The sequence below is a fragment of the Flavobacterium sp. CS20 genome (assembly GCF_018080005.1).
Taxonomy (GTDB): domain Bacteria; phylum Bacteroidota; class Bacteroidia; order Flavobacteriales; family Flavobacteriaceae; genus Psychroflexus.
On the sequence record NZ_CP073015.1, the window covers coordinates 348,019 to 367,652 of the forward strand.

General features: G+C 32.9%; 23 protein-coding genes and 1 pseudogene. 22 read left to right on the forward strand and 2 right to left on the reverse strand.

The window, feature by feature from the left end; all coding sequences use genetic code 11:
- Positions 1-336: 336 nt before the first annotated feature.
- The 4 genes from IGB25_RS15345 (at position 337) to IGB25_RS01585 (ending at position 2,881) form a co-directional block, all read left to right on the forward strand.
- On the forward strand, positions 337-1,440 hold the full coding sequence (locus IGB25_RS15345; protein WP_371815925.1) for a hypothetical protein: 1,104 nt from the start codon (positions 337-339) through the stop codon (positions 1,438-1,440).
- Entirely contained in the window at positions 1,392-2,039 is a 648-nt protein-coding gene (locus IGB25_RS01575) for an RHS repeat-associated core domain-containing protein (protein WP_211065879.1), read from the forward strand. The genes IGB25_RS15345 and IGB25_RS01575 overlap by 49 nt, the downstream gene beginning before the upstream one ends.
- Before the next feature lie 165 nt (positions 2,040-2,204).
- Complete coding sequence (locus IGB25_RS01580) at positions 2,205-2,390, forward strand: hypothetical protein (RefSeq protein ID WP_211065880.1); 186 nt, start codon at positions 2,205-2,207, stop codon at positions 2,388-2,390.
- Positions 2,390-2,881, forward strand: a complete 492-nt coding sequence (locus tag IGB25_RS01585; protein WP_211065881.1) for a hypothetical protein — start codon at positions 2,390-2,392, stop codon at positions 2,879-2,881. Before IGB25_RS01580 ends, IGB25_RS01585 begins: the two co-directional genes overlap by 1 nt.
- A gap of 78 nt (positions 2,882-2,959) precedes the next feature.
- On the opposite strand, the pseudogene IGB25_RS01590 reads toward IGB25_RS01585, so the two are convergent.
- A pseudogene (locus IGB25_RS01590) lies at positions 2,960-3,247 on the reverse strand (helix-turn-helix domain-containing protein); the annotation flags it as partial.
- Between the two features lie 203 nt (positions 3,248-3,450).
- Between IGB25_RS01590 and IGB25_RS01595 the strand changes: the two are divergent.
- The 3 genes from IGB25_RS01595 (at position 3,451) to IGB25_RS01605 (ending at position 5,828) form a co-directional block, all read left to right on the forward strand.
- Positions 3,451-3,900, forward strand: a complete 450-nt coding sequence (locus IGB25_RS01595) for a hypothetical protein (RefSeq protein WP_211065882.1) — start codon at positions 3,451-3,453, stop codon at positions 3,898-3,900.
- 27 nt (positions 3,901-3,927) lie between these two features.
- Positions 3,928-4,965 carry an IS5 family transposase gene (locus IGB25_RS01600; RefSeq protein WP_211065883.1) on the forward strand — a complete coding sequence of 346 codons (1,038 nt, stop codon included), beginning with the start codon at positions 3,928-3,930 and terminating at the stop codon, positions 4,963-4,965.
- 176 nt (positions 4,966-5,141) lie between these two features.
- A complete protein-coding gene (locus IGB25_RS01605; protein WP_211065884.1) occupies positions 5,142-5,828 on the forward strand; it encodes a hypothetical protein in 687 nt (228 codons plus the stop codon).
- 44 nt (positions 5,829-5,872) lie between these two features.
- On the opposite strand, the gene IGB25_RS01610 is transcribed toward IGB25_RS01605, so the two are convergent.
- Complete coding sequence (locus IGB25_RS01610) at positions 5,873-6,202, reverse strand: helix-turn-helix domain-containing protein (protein WP_211065885.1); 330 nt, start codon at positions 6,200-6,202, stop codon at positions 5,873-5,875.
- Between the two features lie 152 nt (positions 6,203-6,354).
- Between IGB25_RS01610 and IGB25_RS01615 the strand changes: the two genes are divergently transcribed.
- From IGB25_RS01615 to IGB25_RS01685, 15 genes are all read left to right on the forward strand, one after another.
- Complete coding sequence (locus IGB25_RS01615) at positions 6,355-6,708, forward strand: CHC2 zinc finger domain-containing protein (protein WP_211065886.1); 354 nt, start codon at positions 6,355-6,357, stop codon at positions 6,706-6,708.
- Positions 6,709-6,722: 14 nt separating this feature from the next.
- A complete protein-coding gene (locus IGB25_RS01620; protein ID WP_211065887.1) occupies positions 6,723-6,923 on the forward strand; it encodes a hypothetical protein in 201 nt (66 codons plus the stop codon).
- Complete coding sequence (locus IGB25_RS01625) at positions 6,923-7,444, forward strand: hypothetical protein (protein ID WP_211065888.1); 522 nt, start codon at positions 6,923-6,925, stop codon at positions 7,442-7,444. The genes IGB25_RS01620 and IGB25_RS01625 overlap by 1 nt, the downstream gene beginning before the upstream one ends.
- Before the next feature lie 759 nt (positions 7,445-8,203).
- Complete coding sequence (locus IGB25_RS01630; RefSeq protein WP_211065889.1) at positions 8,204-8,800, forward strand: hypothetical protein; 597 nt, start codon at positions 8,204-8,206, stop codon at positions 8,798-8,800.
- Between the two features lie 35 nt (positions 8,801-8,835).
- A complete protein-coding gene (locus IGB25_RS01635; RefSeq protein ID WP_211065890.1) occupies positions 8,836-9,693 on the forward strand; it encodes a hypothetical protein in 858 nt (285 codons plus the stop codon).
- On the forward strand, positions 9,663-10,784 hold the full coding sequence (locus IGB25_RS01640) for an RHS repeat-associated core domain-containing protein (RefSeq protein WP_211065891.1): 1,122 nt from the start codon (positions 9,663-9,665) through the stop codon (positions 10,782-10,784). The genes IGB25_RS01635 and IGB25_RS01640 overlap by 31 nt, the downstream gene beginning before the upstream one ends.
- Positions 10,785-10,935: 151 nt before the next feature.
- On the forward strand, positions 10,936-12,135 hold the full coding sequence (locus IGB25_RS01645; RefSeq protein WP_211064494.1) for an IS4 family transposase: 1,200 nt from the start codon (positions 10,936-10,938) through the stop codon (positions 12,133-12,135).
- A 34-nt stretch (positions 12,136-12,169) separates the two neighbouring features.
- Positions 12,170-12,652 carry a hypothetical protein gene (locus IGB25_RS01650; RefSeq protein WP_211065892.1) on the forward strand — a complete coding sequence of 161 codons (483 nt, stop codon included), beginning with the start codon at positions 12,170-12,172 and terminating at the stop codon, positions 12,650-12,652.
- Between the two features lie 2 nt (positions 12,653-12,654).
- Positions 12,655-13,125, forward strand: a complete 471-nt coding sequence (locus tag IGB25_RS01655; protein ID WP_211065893.1) for a hypothetical protein — start codon at positions 12,655-12,657, stop codon at positions 13,123-13,125.
- 453 nt (positions 13,126-13,578) lie between these two features.
- The gene (locus IGB25_RS01660; protein WP_211065894.1) at positions 13,579-14,487 is read left to right on the forward strand and encodes a hypothetical protein; all 909 of its coding nucleotides are present in this window, start codon (positions 13,579-13,581) and stop codon (positions 14,485-14,487) included.
- Positions 14,471-14,890 (forward strand): hypothetical protein, encoded by a 420-nt coding sequence (locus tag IGB25_RS01665; protein WP_211065895.1) that lies wholly within the window; start codon positions 14,471-14,473, stop codon positions 14,888-14,890. The genes IGB25_RS01660 and IGB25_RS01665 overlap by 17 nt, the downstream gene beginning before the upstream one ends.
- A gap of 418 nt (positions 14,891-15,308) precedes the next feature.
- Positions 15,309-16,166, forward strand: a complete 858-nt coding sequence (locus IGB25_RS01670; protein ID WP_211065896.1) for a hypothetical protein — start codon at positions 15,309-15,311, stop codon at positions 16,164-16,166.
- 672 nt (positions 16,167-16,838) lie between these two features.
- Positions 16,839-17,792 carry a hypothetical protein gene (locus IGB25_RS01675; RefSeq protein ID WP_211065897.1) on the forward strand — a complete coding sequence of 318 codons (954 nt, stop codon included), beginning with the start codon at positions 16,839-16,841 and terminating at the stop codon, positions 17,790-17,792.
- Positions 17,779-18,219, forward strand: coding sequence for a hypothetical protein (locus IGB25_RS01680; RefSeq protein WP_211065898.1), 441 nt, complete (start codon positions 17,779-17,781; stop codon positions 18,217-18,219). The genes IGB25_RS01675 and IGB25_RS01680 overlap by 14 nt, the downstream gene beginning before the upstream one ends.
- A gap of 169 nt (positions 18,220-18,388) precedes the next feature.
- Positions 18,389-19,546, forward strand: coding sequence for an RHS repeat domain-containing protein (locus IGB25_RS01685; protein ID WP_211065899.1), 1,158 nt, complete (start codon positions 18,389-18,391; stop codon positions 19,544-19,546).
- Positions 19,547-19,634 lie beyond the last annotated feature (88 nt).

Genomic DNA, 19,634 nt, shown 5'->3' on the forward strand with positions numbered 1-19,634 from the left:
ATAGAAACAATACTTCGGCTACGCTCAGCATCCCCGCCAGCACTCGTTTGTAACGAGTGCAAAGAGTCCATTTTCAGAAAAAGAGAGTGTCATTATGCAGTCTTTTCTTATTTTAGCAAAGTGAGTAGAAAATACAAATTTCATAACAAGAGTGGGTTATACTTTGTAAGTTTTGCTACAGTATATTGGATAGATGTATTTACAAGGCATGAATATTTAGACATATTAGCCAATAGTATAGAATACTGTAGAGAACACAAAGGAATGGAATTGTATTGTTATTGCTTTATGCCAAGCCACTGCCATTTTATTTTTAGGTCAGCAAAAGACCAGCCTATGGAACTTTTACGAGATTATAAAAAGTTTACATCAAAGAAAGTCATAGAAACTATAGAAAATAACCCACAAGAAAGCAGAAAAGAATGGTTACTTTGTATGTTTAAACGTGCAGGACAAAAGAAGAGTAACGTTAATACCTACCAATTTTGGCAACATCCCATAGATGAATTTAGTGCAGATTCTACCCAAAATCCACTCCCTTTTGCTAACGATTTTGATAATGACGGCTTAGACAATCGCTTGGATACTGATGATGATAACGATAATGTGCCTACAAGCTTTGAAAACACTTTCCCTCCTACTGATGAAGATGTTTATCTCTTAGACACTGACAACGACGGTATGCCCAACTTTGTTGATATAGACGATGACAATGACGGCTACCTCACCTACGAAGAAGACGAAAACGGAGATGGTGATATAACAAACGATGACACCGATAGCGACAGCTACCCAGATTTCTTAGACCCTAAAGACAACGACCCTAACGAACCAGGTAACATTAACTTGAATAAAATAAACCGTATAGTAGGCGACAAAAAATACGAACTCTCTAACCACCTCGGCAATGTGCTTTCTGTAATAAGTGACAGAAAACTTCCTGCCAAATTTGTTGGTACAAAATGGTTTGGTAATAACGAAAAGATTACAGAATACTGGAGCAGAACAGGTAAAGCGTCCATTAGTTATAATGAAGACTTTAGTATAGACGTCACTTGTTATAACCGTGAGTCTGGCACTGTTGGCACTTACCCACTCGAAGCTGGACGCCAATATACTTTACAGTTTGACCTTGATCGCGATAACTTTACTACAAGCCTAAAAGTGTATCTTTTAAGCCCAAGCGGCCAAACAATATATAGCACTGCGACCAACAATACTCAAACCATTGCCACTACCTTTTCCAGCAGTGAAAGTGGCGATTACACTGTACACATAATAACAGGCAGTGACTTTAGCCAAGTAGAAACCTTTACCGTATCTAACTTTAGCATAGCCGACGTCTCAGAAATTGCCCAAACTGGCAATCAAATCGATTTTTTGGTGCCTTTGTGCCAGACGTTCTTTCTTATAATGAGTATTATCCTTATGGTTCGATAATGCCCGGAAGGTCATTTAACTCTAACTCATACCGTTACGGATTTATCGGAGCTGAAAATGATAATGAGATTTCAGGCACGAGAAACAGTCAAAATCATACCTTTAGAAGCTATGATCCAAGGCTTGGTAGGTATAAGAGCTTAGACCCCTTAGCTCGTGATTATCCTTGGAACTCGCCTTTTGCTTATGCAGAAAATAGAGTTATTGATGGTCTTGATCTTGAAGGGTTAGAATACATTTCCTTTCACCATTACGCTAATGGAGCAGTTGCGAAAACGGAATTTTACAAAATGACGGACGATGACATAGAAAGATTAGGTGGAACAACGGCTGGCATACACAATTCTGTGCCTTATGGCCCAGGGGGAAAAGGTATAAAACATATCTATTATGATGATGCTGGAAATAGAACAGATACCTATTGGGAGCAACGACAAACAGGGGGGAAGTCTGATTTTATTTATCACGGCTTATACTCTGGTGAAGGTAGCGTGACCGATGATGGTTTTAAAGGCAGTAAGAATTACAATTTTAATCAGCGACCAATTGATTGGGCTGATGCTATAGCTAAACGTCATGATAAGGACTACGCGCAGTAAATAGTGAAAGTTATCTTGAAGATGTGAATACATTGCAGGCCGATAAGGATATGGTAAAGAGAATTGACCAGTTTATCGCAAATAATTGGTATAAAATACCTGGAATGAATCTGGAAGAGCCCGAAAGGTGTTGAAACTCCATTTAGAACAACAACTTCAACCGAAATGGAAGGATCATTGTATGGTCAAAGAATATTTATAAATGCACTTGCTACCTATAAGCAATGGAAGGTTGATAATGATTTAGGCAACGATGATCTTTACAAAGACAACAGGGAAGCATTTGGGAAGGCTCATCGTGGTGCGACTTTAATCCTTGACCAAACACCAGCGACTCAACAACAAGATTAATGAGAGTTTACACAGCAGCCATTCTACTTTTGTTTCTAACAACAAGTTGTTGGGACGAAAAGGCTGTAACCATTACCAAAGATTATGTGATTAACCCCAACTGGGATAAGGTTGACAACTCTTTTGCTGTTTACAGGATGGAGCCAAAGGACAGTTGTAAAACCATAAATGCAATTAACCCTAATGATATGGAACCTTATCATTGTTTGATAAAAGATACAAGTTTTTCGTTCACTGCAAATGTTGAATATAATGGAAAGGATTACGCTAATCGCAAAGTGTACTTTAATAGATATAATGGTTTTGTTTGGAGAAGACCACCCGATATAGACCCTACTAGAAAAAGAACATTCAAAACTATTGGAAAATTACAGCAAGAAACTTGGTATTTATTGACAGGGTTATCACAATTTAGTACATTACACTATATCTATATTGACTCATCAGATAAACTTCACGTGCATAAAGTAAGTGGAATGATCAATTACTAAGCGTTCATTTTTTACCCTCTGAAATCATCCAAGTCCAAAATAATCTAAAGCCCAGGCTATCCAGCTTGGGCTTTTTCGTTACCCATAAGTAGCCCTTGCTTTAGCATCCCTCAGCATGGCATCGAGTGTAAACAGAATATGATCCCTGTCCTGATCAGGCGACTTTTGGATCATTAAAACCTTGCTGATGATCTCCTGATCAATTTGCTGATCACTCTTGCCCGCCAAAAAATCCAAACTCACGCCCAGGGCATCAGCTAGCTTCATGGCTACATCAATAGACGGCTTTGCTTCCCCACGTTCGTAACGTCCCATGACGTTGGTGTGCACTCCAACCTGTTTAGCCAGTTCCCCTTGGGAAATCTTCCTGGTATGCGCAACTCACTTAGTCTTTTTTCAAACCCCATACGCGTTTAGATACACATTAATAGTTAGGTGAAAAGCAAATATACCAACTCAAAAGGGTAATTGAAAACCGAAAGCGTTGTGAAAATAAACATTATTGGTTAGCTTTGCACCTAAAAGTAAAATACCTCGATTAGTTTAGACCATTATTAGTTGATTCTTAGTTGATTTTTGTTGCGACTTACTTTTATTACAAAATAAATGAAAATAGTAAACTAAAAAGAGACGAAAGAAAAATAGATGTATTTAAACAAGATATTAAAAAAAACTGTATTAGAATAAAAGTTAATTCAGATCAATGTACATTTAAAACAGTCAAAAATACTGAAATTAAACCTTCTTCATATTTAACTGACATTCAATTTTTTAATTATTTATCAAAGAGCAAGAACGATATAAGTTTAAAGACTACAGAGCATACTCAAATTTTATATAAGCATAAATCTATATACTTAAAAAAAAATTTTTATAGTAAATTTATGAATATTGATAAAATAACTCTTCAAGCTTTATTATATAACAAATCTTTTTATATTTACTATAATGAAAAACTTAAGGGAATCTCTAAAAACCAAATTTCACTAAAAAACATCAAAAATAATTATTTTATATGATTGATATTTAGTATTTTAGCTGGCATTATGAAGCGATATAAAAGACACAGAGATTACGGTTTTTTTGACCAAGATATTAGATTAAGTAAGTTATCTCAATTAGGAGATCCATTGGTTAAATTAGTCCAAAATATTGAATTTGAAATGTTTAGGGAAATAATTGAAGTAGGCTTATCAAAAGAAGCTAAAGGCAAAGGAGGTAGACCACCGTATGATTACATTTTGCTATTTAAAATTTTGATACTTCAACGCTATTATAATTTATCAGATGACCAGATAGAATACCAAATTAATGACCGTATGAGTTTTATGTGCTTCTTAAATCTTACTATTGCCGACGACATTCCCGATAGTAAAACGATATGGAATTTCAGAGATAAACTCATAGATTTAGACCTTATTGAACCTTGTTTTAACTTGTTTATAAAAGAATTAGAAAAGTTAGGCTTGATTGTAAATCAAGGTAAAATTGTTGACGCAAGCTTTATTGAAGTACCAAGACAGAGAAATTCCAAAGAAGAAAATGAACAAATTAAAAAAGGAGAAACACCCGAATCATTTGAAAATAATCCAAACAAAAAAAGACAGAAAGATATAGATGCAAAGTGGACAAAAAAGGGAGGTGGAAATTATTATGGTTATAAAAATCATGTAAAATCAGATTCTAAAAGCAAATTAATAGTAAAATATGAAATTACATCAGCGACGGTTCATGATTCTCAAGTTATTGACAATCTATTAGATGAGAAAGATAAAGAAGAAGATTTTTATGCTGACAGTGCATACACAGGAGAAGAACAAGAAAAAACCATTGCCAAATATGAGATGAAAAACAAAGTACATGAAAAAGGATATCGCAATAAGCCATTAACCGAAGAGCAAAAAGCTAGTAATACAAAAAAATCTAAAACCCGTGCAAGAGTTGAACACATATTTGGCTTCATGGAAATGAGTATGAATGGTATGTATATAAATAGTATTGGGATAAAACGAGCAAAAGGTATTGTAGGGCTTATGAATTTGACTTACAACTTCTTTAGAAAAATTCAATTACAAACCACCTAAATGGAGAACGTGCCTCTAAGCGAGATTGTAACAAAATTTAAAATATTGATTATCAAATAGTTGAGCTGAATATAAAAAATATGAATCAAAAAAAACATAAATCAAATTTTCAAAAAAAATTAGAAAAGTTTAAAGAGAAAGAAATAAACGGTTTTTAGAAGTTACCTACATTTACTATGAAAGCAATAAAACTTATATGCTTATCAATTGTTACTCTTTTAATAGCGTGTGACAATGGAGAAAATAAGCGACAAAAAACAGAAAAAGAATTATCTTCTGATACAAAAGTAACAGAAGATAAGAAAAGTCGCTTACCTGAAAACAGAAATGAGATAATCAATATCGAACACATGCCTGATACAACAGGGCAAAGATTAGAGGAATTAAAAAAAATAGGAGAAACAAAAGATACAATCCCTGATTTTCCTATTGATACAATATCATTGGAGCATTTTTGGAATAATTTTCAGAATAACATACGCAATAATAATAAAGACAAAGTTATTGAAGTATTGGAGTTCCCTGTGCATGCAATTTTTTTTGTTACCTTTCAGTTTGCGTATGATTGCGATACATTAAAGTTTATGCGAAATGAAGATAAGTATGCTGATTTTGATATTGATAATAATAATGTAATGGAGTATTATAATTTTATGTTTTGTAATACTCTTAAAGAAATAATATTGCAGACTTCCACAAAAGATTTATTAAAAGATGGGATTAGGTATAAAAATCGACCAGGTTTGATATTTATGTTTTACCCCAAAGATTATCGTGAGATAAGTTGCCCCAATGATCATAATTTGCAATTCTATATTCGTTATGAGAATAATAGGTGGCATATTGGTATAGGTGGTTTATAAAAAGAACTATCAGAAATAAAAAGCCAGGTCGTTGACTTGGCTTTTTACTTATACGCCTGTTTATTTTTAAAATCACGGATAAGAGCATCAAGGGTTACAAAAATGTAATCCTTTTCTTTTTCGGGTAACTTGGTAACTTCCTGTACTCTGTCAAGAGTAGCCTTGTCCAGTTCAATATCAGAATTACCGGTTAAGAAATCCAATGATACTTCAAGAGCTTGAGCAATTTTAACCGCCATTTCTATGGTTGGCCTAACTTCGTTACGTTCATATCTTCCGTAAGCATCTCCATTAATACCAATCTTTTTGCCCACATCCGCTTGGGATAATTTTTTTCTTTTTCGTACTTGTGTTAAACGCTCTCCAAAGGTCATCTTTGTATGTTTTAATGCACTAAAATCAATTATTTGGCAAATATACAATTAAAAGATGTAGGATAAAAATCATCAATGTTTGGTTATTTAATACAAAGTTTGTAGTTTTGCGACAAGTTTGTATGATTTAATTTTTTTAAAATATTTTTCCAATGGAGATACAAGAAATTAAAAACCGCCTAAACATTACAGAAGTAGCCAGGCATCTCGGCATAGAAGTCAACCAACGGACAAAACGTGCCTTGTGTCCGTTCCATGCAGATAAAAACCCATCCATGCAGTTCAGTGAAGAAAAGCAAATCTGTACTTGTTTTAGTAGTAATTGCAATCTTGGAACAGTTGATGTTATTGGATTAACAGAAAGAGCAAAGAACCTGAATACACACGAGGCATTAAAATACTTATCAGAATTAGCCGGAGAGACAAAGCCAATAATCCACGAACAAAAAAGGCAGACCCTAATAGAGGAATTTACGATTTTGGTCACGCAGAAAGTCACGAATTAACCCACTTTTTATTAATGTCAACAGGATTTACGACCCAAACACCTAATTCTGTAGATGACCATTCATTAGGTGGTTGGATGCAATATGGAACTAAATATGTTGATGAGTATGGCAAAACTACTAAAATTGAGGGCGTTGATTTTAACCTTAGCCAAGATGCTTTTGACCAAATTATAAAGTCTGTTCCAAGAATTGACGATAAAGAGCAAGAATAATGAGGTTTTTTTTAATAATACTGGGGTTAGCTTTTTCAATTCAATGCTTTTCACAGCAAATAATTGTCAGTATAGTATTAGAAGATACAAAAAGAGAAGGTTATGGAGTAGAAATGTTCTATTTATTTGAAGATAAAAATGATTTTAAAAAAAGTGTATCAAAACTAAATTCTATTACTGAAAGAGAGATTTTAAATGCTTTTGATATGCCACTTGTAGAACCGAATGAAAGTTTAGGAAAATGCCAAGATATAGACACTTTACAAAAAAGGAACATTGATTTTTTAAGAAAAAGTAGAAAGACAAAAATTGAAAAAAGAAATATCAAAATTTTGATTTCTGTTTCGCCAGTTTCAGTAGATTATTGTGAATTCATTTTGACAAATAAATATTGGGGGAGTTATGATGTAAATTTCAAAAAAGCTACTGTGATAATTGCCAATAAAAACAAAGGTTGCAGTAAAAGAATATCTAAATCTTATATGAAAGAGATAAAAGAATTGTTTAAAAGCATTCCTTAAACTCATTTTAACAAGCTGTAAATCTGTCCAAATTCAAAAAGTTATTAACATTGATATTTTTCGCTCCAATCCCTTGCCCTGTTTCACTTTCTGCCCTTTTTTCTCTCTTTTTCTTTCCTACCCCATTCCGTCCTCATTTCAGGGGTTTTTGTGATGGGCGAAAAACACAGAAAAACGAAACCTAAAACAACCCAAAACAGAGAGAAAAACCATAAGAAAAAAGCCCAAAAAGAAACAGAAAACAAATCACTAAACCAAGAACCTAAAAACTGCTAAAAAAGAACAAAAACAACCTTAAAAGTCATTTTAAAAGTCAAATAGTGAAACAAAAAAATCGAACAAATAGAAACCGCTAAAAATCCCAAATAGAAACCTTTAAAAAACTGAATAAATCGGGTTGAAAGCCCAAAAAAAAGCCCAAAAAATTGCACTGCGGAGCAGAGCAAAAAAAAGAAAAAGAAAAAAGCCCTTTACTGCCTTTGGCAGTAATAAAAAAGCCCAACCATTCCCGAAATAATTGGGAGAAAAAAAGCCCAAAAAACAACCTGAAAAAAAGCCCAAAACAAAAGAGAAAAAAACACCAAACCAAAACCCAAAAAAACAACCAAAAAACACCACCAAAACCACCCTTAAAACACGCTGTAATTTAGGCGGATTGGGGGTTTTCGCTTTCTGATCTCTGTTCATTTCTTTATTTTTTCTCCCCGATTTTTCGCCCTTATTTTATGGTTTAAGTAGCACGAAAAACTATAAATAAGAATGAAAAATTTGCAAGTATATAACAGCCGATTTATAACCTATTCGGACGGCATTTTTACCATTGATATTTTGGGCGGTGTGGACGTTCAGCAAATTGAAAGAATGATAAGCACTTTGCGGATTACTTACAAAGATTATCCGCCTTTGCGTTCCACTTTGGATTTATACAACGATAACCAAAGCGATAAACTAATAAGAACCCTTTGCGATAAATGGCAAATACAACTTTTGGAAGTATCAAAGTCCGTTCATTCAATGATTACACAGCTTGAAAGTTACAAACTTGAACGGCTTAAATATCCAAAGAACCACCAAGAAAACACCTTTGAATTAAGCCAAGAAGAAGAAAAAACCGCTAAAAAATACCTGACCGATAAAAACCTAATCCAAAAGCTGAAAAACGACTTTCAGCAGATTGGAATTTTAGGAGAAAATGAAAACGCTTTAATCCTGTTCCTTGCAATGGCTTCGCATAAATACGAAAATCCGTTTTCTGTTCTCTGCCTTGCAAAATCGGGAATAGGCAAAAGTTATTTATTGCAGATTCTACCCAAAATCCACTCCCTTTTGCTAACGATTTTGATAATGACGGCTTAGACAATCACCTGGATACTGATGATGATAACGATAATGTGCCTACAAGCTTTGAAAACACTTTCCCTCCTACTGATGAAGATGTTTATCTCTTAGACACTGACAACGACGGTATGCCCAACTTTGTTGATATAGACGATGACAATGACGGCTACCTCACCTACGAAGAAGACGAAAACGGAGATGGTGATATAACAAACGATGACACCGATAGCGACGGCCACCCAGATTTCTTAGACCCTAAAGACAACGACCCTAACGAACCAGGTAACATTAACTTGAATAAAATAAACCGTATAGTAGGCGACAAAAAATACGAACTCTCTAACCACCTCGGTAATGTGCTTTCTGTAATAAGTGACAGAAAACTTCCAGCCCAATTTGTTGGTACAAAATGGTATGGTAGTAACGAAGAGATTACAGAATACTGGAGCAGAACAGGTAAAGCGTCTATTAGATATAATGAAGACTTTAGTATAGACGTCACTTGTTATAACCGTGAGTCTGGCGCTGTTGGCACTTACCCACTCGAAGCTGGACGCCAATATACTTTACAGTTTGACCTTGATCGCGATAACTTTACTACAAGCCTAAAAGTGTATCTTTTAAGCCCAAGCGGCCAAACAATATATAAAACTGTAGCCAACAATACTCAAACCATTGCCACTACCTTTTCCAGCAGTGAAAGTGGCGATTACACCGTACACATAATAACAGGCAGTGACTTTAGCCAAGTAGAAACCTTTACCATATCTAATTTTAGCATAGCCGATGTCACAGAAATTGCCGAAACTGGCAATCAAATCGATTTTTTTGTACCTTTGTGCCAGACGTTCTTTCATATAATGAGTATTATCCTTATGGCATGCTCCTACCAGGAAGACATGGAGCAGTAGATTCCTACCGTTACGGCTTCCAAGGACAGGAAAAAGATGATGAGATTAAGGGGGAAGGGAATTCTTTAAACTATAAGTACAGGATGCATGATCCGAGGTTAGGAAGATTTTTTGCTATCGATCCTCTTGCCAAACAATATCCATTTTATTCACCGTACCAGTTTAGCGGTAATAAAGTTATTTCTCATAGAGAGCTTGAAGGCGGAGAAGAATTGGTATCAATATTACCACCAGATAATAAATCTTTTTTCTCAGCAGTAAATGGTAAGGGATTACAAATGTCGATTATTACAAAAGGCTTAGAAAATATAGGTGAAAAGGCAACAGCATTTTCATACACATTTGCTTATAAAGAATTAGCGAAGGGTAAATTAATGGGGACAAATGGTAAAGTCTACACTGTTAATGAATTAGTGGTTAGAGATTATAATATGGTCGATGGAACAGTTGTTGAAAATATTACGATGGCTAAGAATAACAGAGGTAACCAATATTTCAATACCACTCAAATAAATCAAATTGAAGCTTTCAGAAATAAAACCCTTAAACATGCAGGTAAAATTTTAGAAAATGCCGGTAATGCTTGGGGTGTAATACAATTAGTAAAAGATGCTGCAAATAATGATGGTCAAATTGATGCAACATCTCTTATGGGAACTGGTATTACAACTTACATAGCAACTACTGGAGGATTTGCACCAGCACTTGCAACAGGTGCTGTGTTAGATATAATTAAAGGGGAAGCGGATAGAGCAATAGATGAAGTAAAACAAGATAGAAGGAGCTTTATTATTAATTTTTCTGCAAATAATTCACTGCTTGACATTGAAGGTGAAGTTGGTAATGGTTTAATTAAAGATAATTTTGAAGTAATAAATATGCCAACTTCTATTTTAGGTGAATTTCTAACAGGGCAAATTAAGACAAAAGAAGATTTATATAATGCTATATGGAGTGATGAAAATGCTTTGTTACAGAGAGATAGTGCGATTTTAATTGAGTATACCGATGATAATAAAAAAGTATATGTTCATAGGGTTTATTTAAATACTGAAAATCAATCAGAGGTTAATACAAGTAAAGATAATTAAGGAGGATAAGAATTATGAACTTTCTACTGATAGTACTTATAGGTATTTTTATTATTATTCATTAGTGTCCGATAAAATATTTTAAAGTGGGATTTCCAATACAGGATTTCCCACTTTTTTATATCTTCATCTTTCGCAAAAAAAAAGAGATATGAACAAAAGTAAAAATTTCAGCGGTCAACCCATTATCAAACAGGTTTTAAATTTTATTTTACCCAACGATGTTTATCGGACAGCCGAAAAGCATAACAGCGACAGATACACTAAAAAGTTCACTACTTATGAGCATTTAGTTACTATGATTTTCACTGTCATTAGTGGTTGTAGCTCGCTTCGTGAAGTATCGAGTATTATGCTTGCTTGTGAAGGAAAAATCAACCATTTGGGGCTAAAAGATTTCCCAAAGCGAAGCACATTATCTGACGCCAACAGGAGAAGAAGCTCATCAGTATTTGCTGATATTTACCATTTACTCTATAAACGTTACCACCGATTTTTGTCGGACAGCAGAACTTATGAACCAGCTGTAAAAGACCTTAAAATTGTTGATTCATCAACTATAACACTCTTTAGTGACATTCTTAAAGGTGTAGGTAGAAACTCACTCAACGGCAAAAAGAAAGGTGGTATCAAGATGCACACTATGATAAATGCTATGGAAGATGTGCCCTGTCTGATAAAGTTCTCAAATGCCGCAACCCATGACCATACCTTTTTAAAGGATCTTGAACTCAAGAAAGGTTCTTATGTCGTCTTTGATAAAGGTTATGTGGATTATAAACAATACCAAAAATGGACCTTAGAGAATATTTACTTTGTGACCAGACAAAAAGACAATGCCCGTTATACAAGCCTTGAAGAGTTTGATATTCCCGACACGGTAGATGATGCTGTCCTAAAGGACGAAAAAATAGAACTCAAAGACAATGACGGTAAGCCATTTTACCTTAGAAGAATAGCTTTTTGGTACGATAAACACCAAAAAGTTTATGAGTTCATTACCAACAATTATGAACTTCAGGCAGATAAAATTGCCGAGATCTACAAGAACAGGTGGCAAATCGAGACTATGTTCAAACGCCTTAAACAAAACTTCCCGCTAAAGTATTTTCTTGGAGATAATCAAAATGCCATCGAGATACAGATATGGGTCAGCTTAATCATACAACTAATAATGCTTGTCATTCAGAGAAAAGCAGAAAGAAAATGGGCATATTCTAATATGATGTCCGTGATACGATATCATTTAATGACCTATATTGATTTGTTCAAATTCCTTAAAAATCCAGAAGCAAAATGGGAAGATATTACAACAAAAAATATAGGTCAATTAAGCCTTTTTGACCCATAAGGAGGTTCTATTTTTAAAATACTAAAGCTACACAGTGAAATTAGGCGATACAAAAGATTTTTTTAGTAATTTAGATTTTTATCGGACAACAATGATTATTATTCTAATACTTGACATTCTATTAAAAAAAACAAGTAAAAGTTTAATAAAAAGCAAAAAAATAAACATTGATAGATTCAAGAAAAATGGAACAAAAATTGAAATTGATACTAAAAACTGTGACATCATAATAAATGATGAAATCATAAAACCAAGCTTTTATGAGTCTTCTTCTATTTATGGTATTAAGTTCTTAAAAAGAGCTAAATATAATGTTAGAGAAAAAAAACATGTTCAATCAAAGCTGATTTGTAGATACAATGATGATTTAGTTGGTAAAGTTGAATTTTTTAAATTAGTGAATATTGACAGCTCAATTTTAAAATATGAAATATGTAGAAGAAGTAAAATAGATGTGTATACGAATAAAGGTGATTTAGAAAATTATTACATAGATTTAGAATTTTTAAAAGAATGATTATGATTAACTTTTTTTATTTATTAATTACATTTAGTTTAAGCAATGAATGTGTTTTGAATTTTAATTCTGTAGGGATAAATGATTATGAGTTGGGTATGTCAATCTCTGAAATAAAAAAGTGTAATAAAAATATTAGGGAAGTAGGAGTAAGTAAAAGAGATTCTGAGATTATTATTTATTCGTTTTCAGAAATTTCCAATATTTTAGATGAAGAAAAAAAGGTAGAATATTTTTTTGCTATCAAAGACAATAGTTTAGTGGCTTATGTATTTAATATTTATTCTGGAAAAAAAATATCTTATTACAAACGATTAATTGAGGAAGTAAAAGCAAGTAATGATTTTATCGTTGGAAATGGAATTTCATTTCTTGATAATAGTGGTAATTGCGAGAAGTTTATGAGAATCAAATCTAATAAGGAGCAAATCATTATTTTTGGCGGTATCAGTTCTATAGGTAGTTATTGGTAGTGTTACTCCTGATGGGGCTTTGTTTGGGTTTCTAATCGCAAAAACCGCGACAGTTACAGCTCGGGAAAACCACGACAAAAGCGTTCCAAAAGTTTGTGCTGAGCCATGTCGAAGTATTGGTACAAGTCTCTTAGATAAGGGGCTTTTGGTTAAGATGATAGGTTTTTAGAAAGTTGTACTGGTAAATTCAGATATATAGCCACTTAAGATGTCCTCCACAGGCGGACAGATTGGGTGGTTTTTTATGAAATAACCTTTAACAAAAGCATCAATTATTTAAAATCACTATATTTACAAGGTCTAAGAGAGACATAAAACGTTCTTTTAAAAATACCTGAAATAAGGCTCTATCAAAAAAAGGCAATCGGGCAAAAAAAACGCATAAGATTAGTTTTCCTTTGGCATGTGCCACACTGAGTTATCGAAGTGCTCCTACCGGGTAGGCATGGGGCAGTGGATTCCTACCGTTACGGCTTCCAAGGTCAAGAAAAAGATGACGAGATTAAAGGGGAAGGGAATAGCTTGAATTATACTTTTAGGATGCATGATCCGAGATTGGGTAGGTTTTTTGCGGTGGATCCGTTGGCAAAAAACTATCCTCATAACTCTCCTTATGCATTTAGTGAAAATAGGGTGATTGATAGTGTTGAATTAGAAGGATTAGAATTTTTAGATTCAGATGAATCAATGATTTTTATAAATTGGGGGATAACGCAAATACATAGAGAGAATGCTAGTGGAGCTACAAATCATTTACTTGATACACAAAGAAATAGAAGTACTGGGACTCTTGTAGATTATGGTTATTCAGATGTTGAATATCCCTCTATATCGGAAAGTATTTTTGCAAGTAATATAAATAGAAGAGCACTTGAAGGAAATAAAGCAATAAATCAAATTGACTATATGAGAACTGAGTCACATCAAAAATTCGATTTTGGTGGACGATTTACAATTGGAGGTGGTTTTAAGTCCCCAAGTGGAGTATTAAAAATCAATGCAGTTGTAGGAGCAATTGAAGTCGCTGGCTGGGGTCTTTTATGGCTTAAAGAAGACCTAATACAAGATGACTATAAGCTTAGTAAACATCATGAAAAAATCTATTTAGATAAAGTTATTCCAGCTATTGAAGAAGCATTAAGTAAGGGTGATGAATTTATTCCAGAAAATTCAAAATACCGAAATGATTTCTCATTATCTATAATCGCAAATGCTGTTCTATTTGGTGGTAAATATGAAGGGTACGAAGACTTACATGAAATTGGTATAAAAATTTATGATGAAATAGTTATGAAACCACATATTGAAGAAAATAATAACCAACAAGAATTAGATAATACTATTGATGAAAAAGGCAATTAAACATTTAAGTATTTTTTTTACTATTATATTTTTTTCCTGTATAGACAATTATCAAACGACAAAAAGTATTCCAGGATATTGGATGATAGATAATATATCTTATAAAAAAATTGATTATAAGGATTCTTTAAGATATAATATGCTGTTCTTTGAGTTTCTAGATGGCGAGAGAATTGTTAAATTACCTAAGACAACATATTCCAATCGAGTTATTTCAAAGTGGAATCAATTAGAAGATAACTATATTTTAATTAATTCATCAAATAAAGTATTTGATGGAAAATTTAAGGTTAAGTATTTTGATGATAAGGAAAGAAATTTAATTGGCGCAATTTTTAAGTCAAATAATACTACAATTGAAGCTTATAAACTTGGGAATGATTATTCTAGTGAATATGAGTAGTGGTTACATATTACAAAGACGCTAGCGCTAACTTGCAGTCCGTACTACATTAATTATGTGTAAGAATAAAGCCATTTAAGAGATTAGGTGATTTTTTTATGTAATAGTCTCTTACAAAAGCATCAATTATCTAAAATCACTATATTTACAAGGTCTAAGCAAGACATAAAACGTTCTTTTAAAAATACCTGAAATAAGGCTTTATCAAAAAAAGGCAATCGGGCAAAAAAAACGCATAAGATTAGTTTTCCTACGGCATGTGCCACACTGAGTTTATCGAAGTGCTCCTACCCAACCGTCATGGTAGTGTAGATTCCGACAGATACGGCTTCCAAGCCTGTCCTGAGCTCGTCGAAGGAGCCAAGAAAAAGATGATGAAATTAAAGGCGAAGGGAATTCTATAAACTACAAATACAGGATGCATGACCCTAGAGCCGGACGATTCTTTGCAGTGGATCCTCTTTCGCCAGAATACCCATGGTTCTCTCCATATCAATTTAGTGGTAATAGGTTAATTGACGCTATTGAACTTGAAGGTTTAGAACAAAGTTTTGAACTTAGGTTTAACAGAAGAAATAAAAGTTATTTAAGAGGTAATATTTCTAAAGAACAACTAATGGACGAGTGGAGAGCAGAAGCTTTTGGGGCGATAATAGGTTCAACTATTGTAGCAGATTTTTATATAGGAAAAGGTAAAATCACTAAATTTGCGACAAAACAATTTGGCTTTCAATTAGCAGTTAATACAGCTACGGAAGGATTTGTTTCTGTAGCTTTCAAAGAACATAAGTTTGAACCTAAAAGAGTAGTAGCCGAGACTTTTACAAATTTTGATTTTGCTGATACAGGAATTGATCAAGGGATAAAATTATTAGGCAAAAAATACAATTTAGGTAAAATTCAGAAAGCACTAGAAATCGTTGCCCCTTCATTATTCGATATTACGACTAAAGATGGAATCCAAATAGTTAGTTTAAATAAAGATAGTGAAAAGATAATATTAGATATTGTAGGTAACTCACTAACTAAAAAAGGAGAAAAATTACTCCAAAATACTGACATTGAATTACCAAAAGTAAAACTATCATCAGATTTAAGTGCTAAAATAGTTTCTGATATTATAATCAAAAATATAAAAATACAACTAGTAAAAGATTCTCAAAATAAAATTAAAGATAATATCAAAGAAGATATTAGAGATGATAAAAAAGTGAAAAATGATGCAATACCCAAAAACAATAGAAGGATTAAAAAAGATAAACTAAAAGAATCTTGAAATGAACTCTACTTTAAAAAAATATCTAAAAAGTTTTCTGAAATATATTCTGGGAATATCCGTAGTAATATTATTAATATTGAGTTTCTATTTAATTACAACATTAATATTTTATGACCAAGAAATACATGAAATTAATGTAAATGGAATGATTATGATTTTTTTAATCCCAGTTTTCACGATTTTCATATCAAAATATTTTTTAAAAAAACTAAAATAACACATAATAACAGGCAGTTACTTTAATTAACCCGCTAGCGCTCGTTTGCAACGAGTGCTATTCAAGCCCAAAAACAAGATATTGCGGACTTGCAGTCCGCGCCACATTAATTTTGTATAAGGTTATAGCCGCTCGAGAATTTGGATGCTTTTTTATGCAATAGTCTCTTACAAAAGCAACAATTATCTAAAATTGCTATATTTACAAAGTCTAAAGCAAGACATAACACGTTCTTTATAAAAAAATCTGAAATAAGGCTCTAGCAAAAAAAGGCAATCGGGCAAAAAAAACGCATAAGATTAGTTTTCCTATGGCATGTGCCACAATGAGTTATCGAAGTGCTCCTACCCAACCGCCATGGTAGTGTAGATTCCTACAGATACGGCTTCCAATGGCAAGAAAAAGACGACGAGATTAAAGGAGAAGGGAATTCTATGAATTTTAAATTTAGGATGTATGATAGTAGATTAGGTAAGTTTTTAAGCTTAGACCCTTTATCAGCACAGTATCCTCATAATTCACCATTTGCTTTTTCTGAAAATAGAGTTATAGATGGAATGGAATTAGAAGGGTTAGAATATTTAGATAGTGATGCTTCACTTATCGAAGTTTTTCAAGGTGTACCTTTCTTAAAATTAGAGAATTTCTCTGGTCCATTTAGAGGGGCTTTTAAAAAAGCTAATCCTAATTGGCAATTAATACATTTCACACCTAAACTATCATCTCCATTAATGGTATCAGAAGAACCTATTTTATTTGCTGTTGAAAGACCTTTACAGGGTATGGGAAGTTTTGTTGATAAAAACTTTAGTGTTCTTAGAGCAGAATTGAAGACAGAATCTGTATTTAAAGGTAGATATAGTACAAATGGCACTATAGATAGAAGAACTTTAGTAGGTAAGAATATAGTTTTACAAAATAAAGCAACCGCCACTTCTACTCCACGTAGAGTTGGACCAGGTAAGGGTGGAGGAATTTTTGCATTAGTTGATTTATTAAACTTTGGGCTAGAAACATATACAAATACTTCAATTGCACTAGATAAAATAGAACTAAATATTCAGGTTTTCGGAAAAAAGACTTACGACAAAGATTCAAAAAGATATATAAATGAGAAGTCTGCATTAAGTAAAGCTACAGAAGATGTATTAATGGCATTGGAAAATGGTCTTTTAGGGGAAAATTCTTATGATATTGGTTTTATAAGTGAGGTTACAAATGTTGTATTGTTTGGAGGTAATGGAACAGAGTCTTCTGAAGCAGTAAGGATTGGTAGAGAAATCATTAAAACATACTCTTCCGAAGAAGCTAAAAATAGATTAAATGCAATAGAATTTATTGAGACAATTCAAAAAAAGCAAACAGAATTATTAATAAATAATAATGAACCAGATGAAAAAGATTAATATTTTATTATTACCTCTCTTTTTAAGCGTGTTTGATTGTAATAATAATGATGTTGATAAAACAAAAATTTTAGGATATTGGAATTTAATACATGTGTATAATGGAGAAAATGACCTTTTAGGAAATGATAAAGTCAAAGAATTCTATTATTTTAGAAGCATGGACTTTTTATCAGATAAAATTGACCAATTAACTATGGAGATTGACAGAGAAAATTATATTTATGCAGATTTTAGAATTAAGGGAGATACGTTATTCCTGACTAGAAATACCGATGAATATTATAATGGCAAATATATTCTTAAGTTAAAAGATACAACCTCTGTTTTCTTTAAAGAAGATGTAACATCAATTACATTAACAAATTTTAATAAAGATATTCTTATATATGGACTACGACTAAAAAATAACGATAATTTAGAATAAATAGAAAGTCCCCGCTAGCGCTCGTTTGCAACGAGTGCTATTCAAACCCAAAAACAAGATATTGCAGACTTGCAGTCCGTGCCATATTAGTTTTTGTAAAAAAATAGTCAATCGCCGACGTCTCAGAAATTGCCGAAACTGGCAATCAAATCGATTTTTTGGTACCTTTGTGCCAGACGTTCTTTCATATAATGAGTATTATCCTTATGGCATGCTCCTACCAGGAAGACATGGAGCAGTAGATTCCTACCGTTACGGCTTCCAAGGACAGGAAAAAGATGATGAGATTAAGGGGGAAGGGAATTCTTTAAACTATAAGTACAGGATGCATGATCCGAGGTTAGGAAGATTTTTTGCTATCGATCCTCTTGCCAAACAATATCCATTTTATTCACCGTACCAGTTTAGCGGTAATAAAGTAATACAATTTAAAGAACTTGAAGGTGCTGAAGAGTTAATTGCTTCAGTTGACAAAGGTGAAACCTTTCCTTCTATTAGCAACTTATCGGGCGAAAAGTTAGTAATCGATATGTTTCTTTTTTATAGTTCAAAAATGGGCTCAAAAATTGCTAGTGATATATCTTATAAAATAGCATTTAAAAAATTAGGAAAAGGTTTTTTAATGGGTTCAAATGGAAAAATATACCAAAACAACTCTTTAAAATTATCAGAGGAATTAATTGACGGAAAGTTTGTTTCTTTTCTTAGAGGAAAAGATAGAGCTAATCAATGGTTTACCACTTCAAATGTAAATCAAGTTAATATTTTTAGAAATAAGAAATGGGTGAATTTATCCGAAAAATTATTAAAATTGTCTAGTGATGTTGATAAATTGACTGATGTAGCATTTTTTGTAAACGGCTCAATTGAGCAAAATGAAATTGATGCTTTCGGTTTGCTTGATATCTCAATCTCTATGGGTTTTGGACCACTTGCTACAGTTGCAACTGATGCTATTAAATCTCAAATTGATAAAAATATGAATGAGTTAATTACACAACCTCTTTTAAATGATTTAGATGCAAAAATTAAAGACGGATTAAGTCCTACGGAAGAATGGGTTGATATAGTTAGGGGTCAATGGCAAACTTTTGAAGGTTATGAGATTATAAGACTAACTTCAACAGCACTTGGCACTTACTTCTCTGGTCAAGTCTCAGATCTTAACGATTTACAAAAAATAAGCGGGGATATTTATGGTAATGGTGATGAAGAAATGAACAATGCTTTACTTATTCAGAGAACAGATAACAATGAAGCAATAATTATGCATATTTTCATAGATGATTCTTCATCTAGCGAAAATAACTCATCTAATAATAATTAAAAATCATTAGTGTCCGATAAAATATTTTAAAGTGGGATTTCCAATACAGGATTTCCCACTTTTTTATATCTTCATCTTTCGCAAAAAA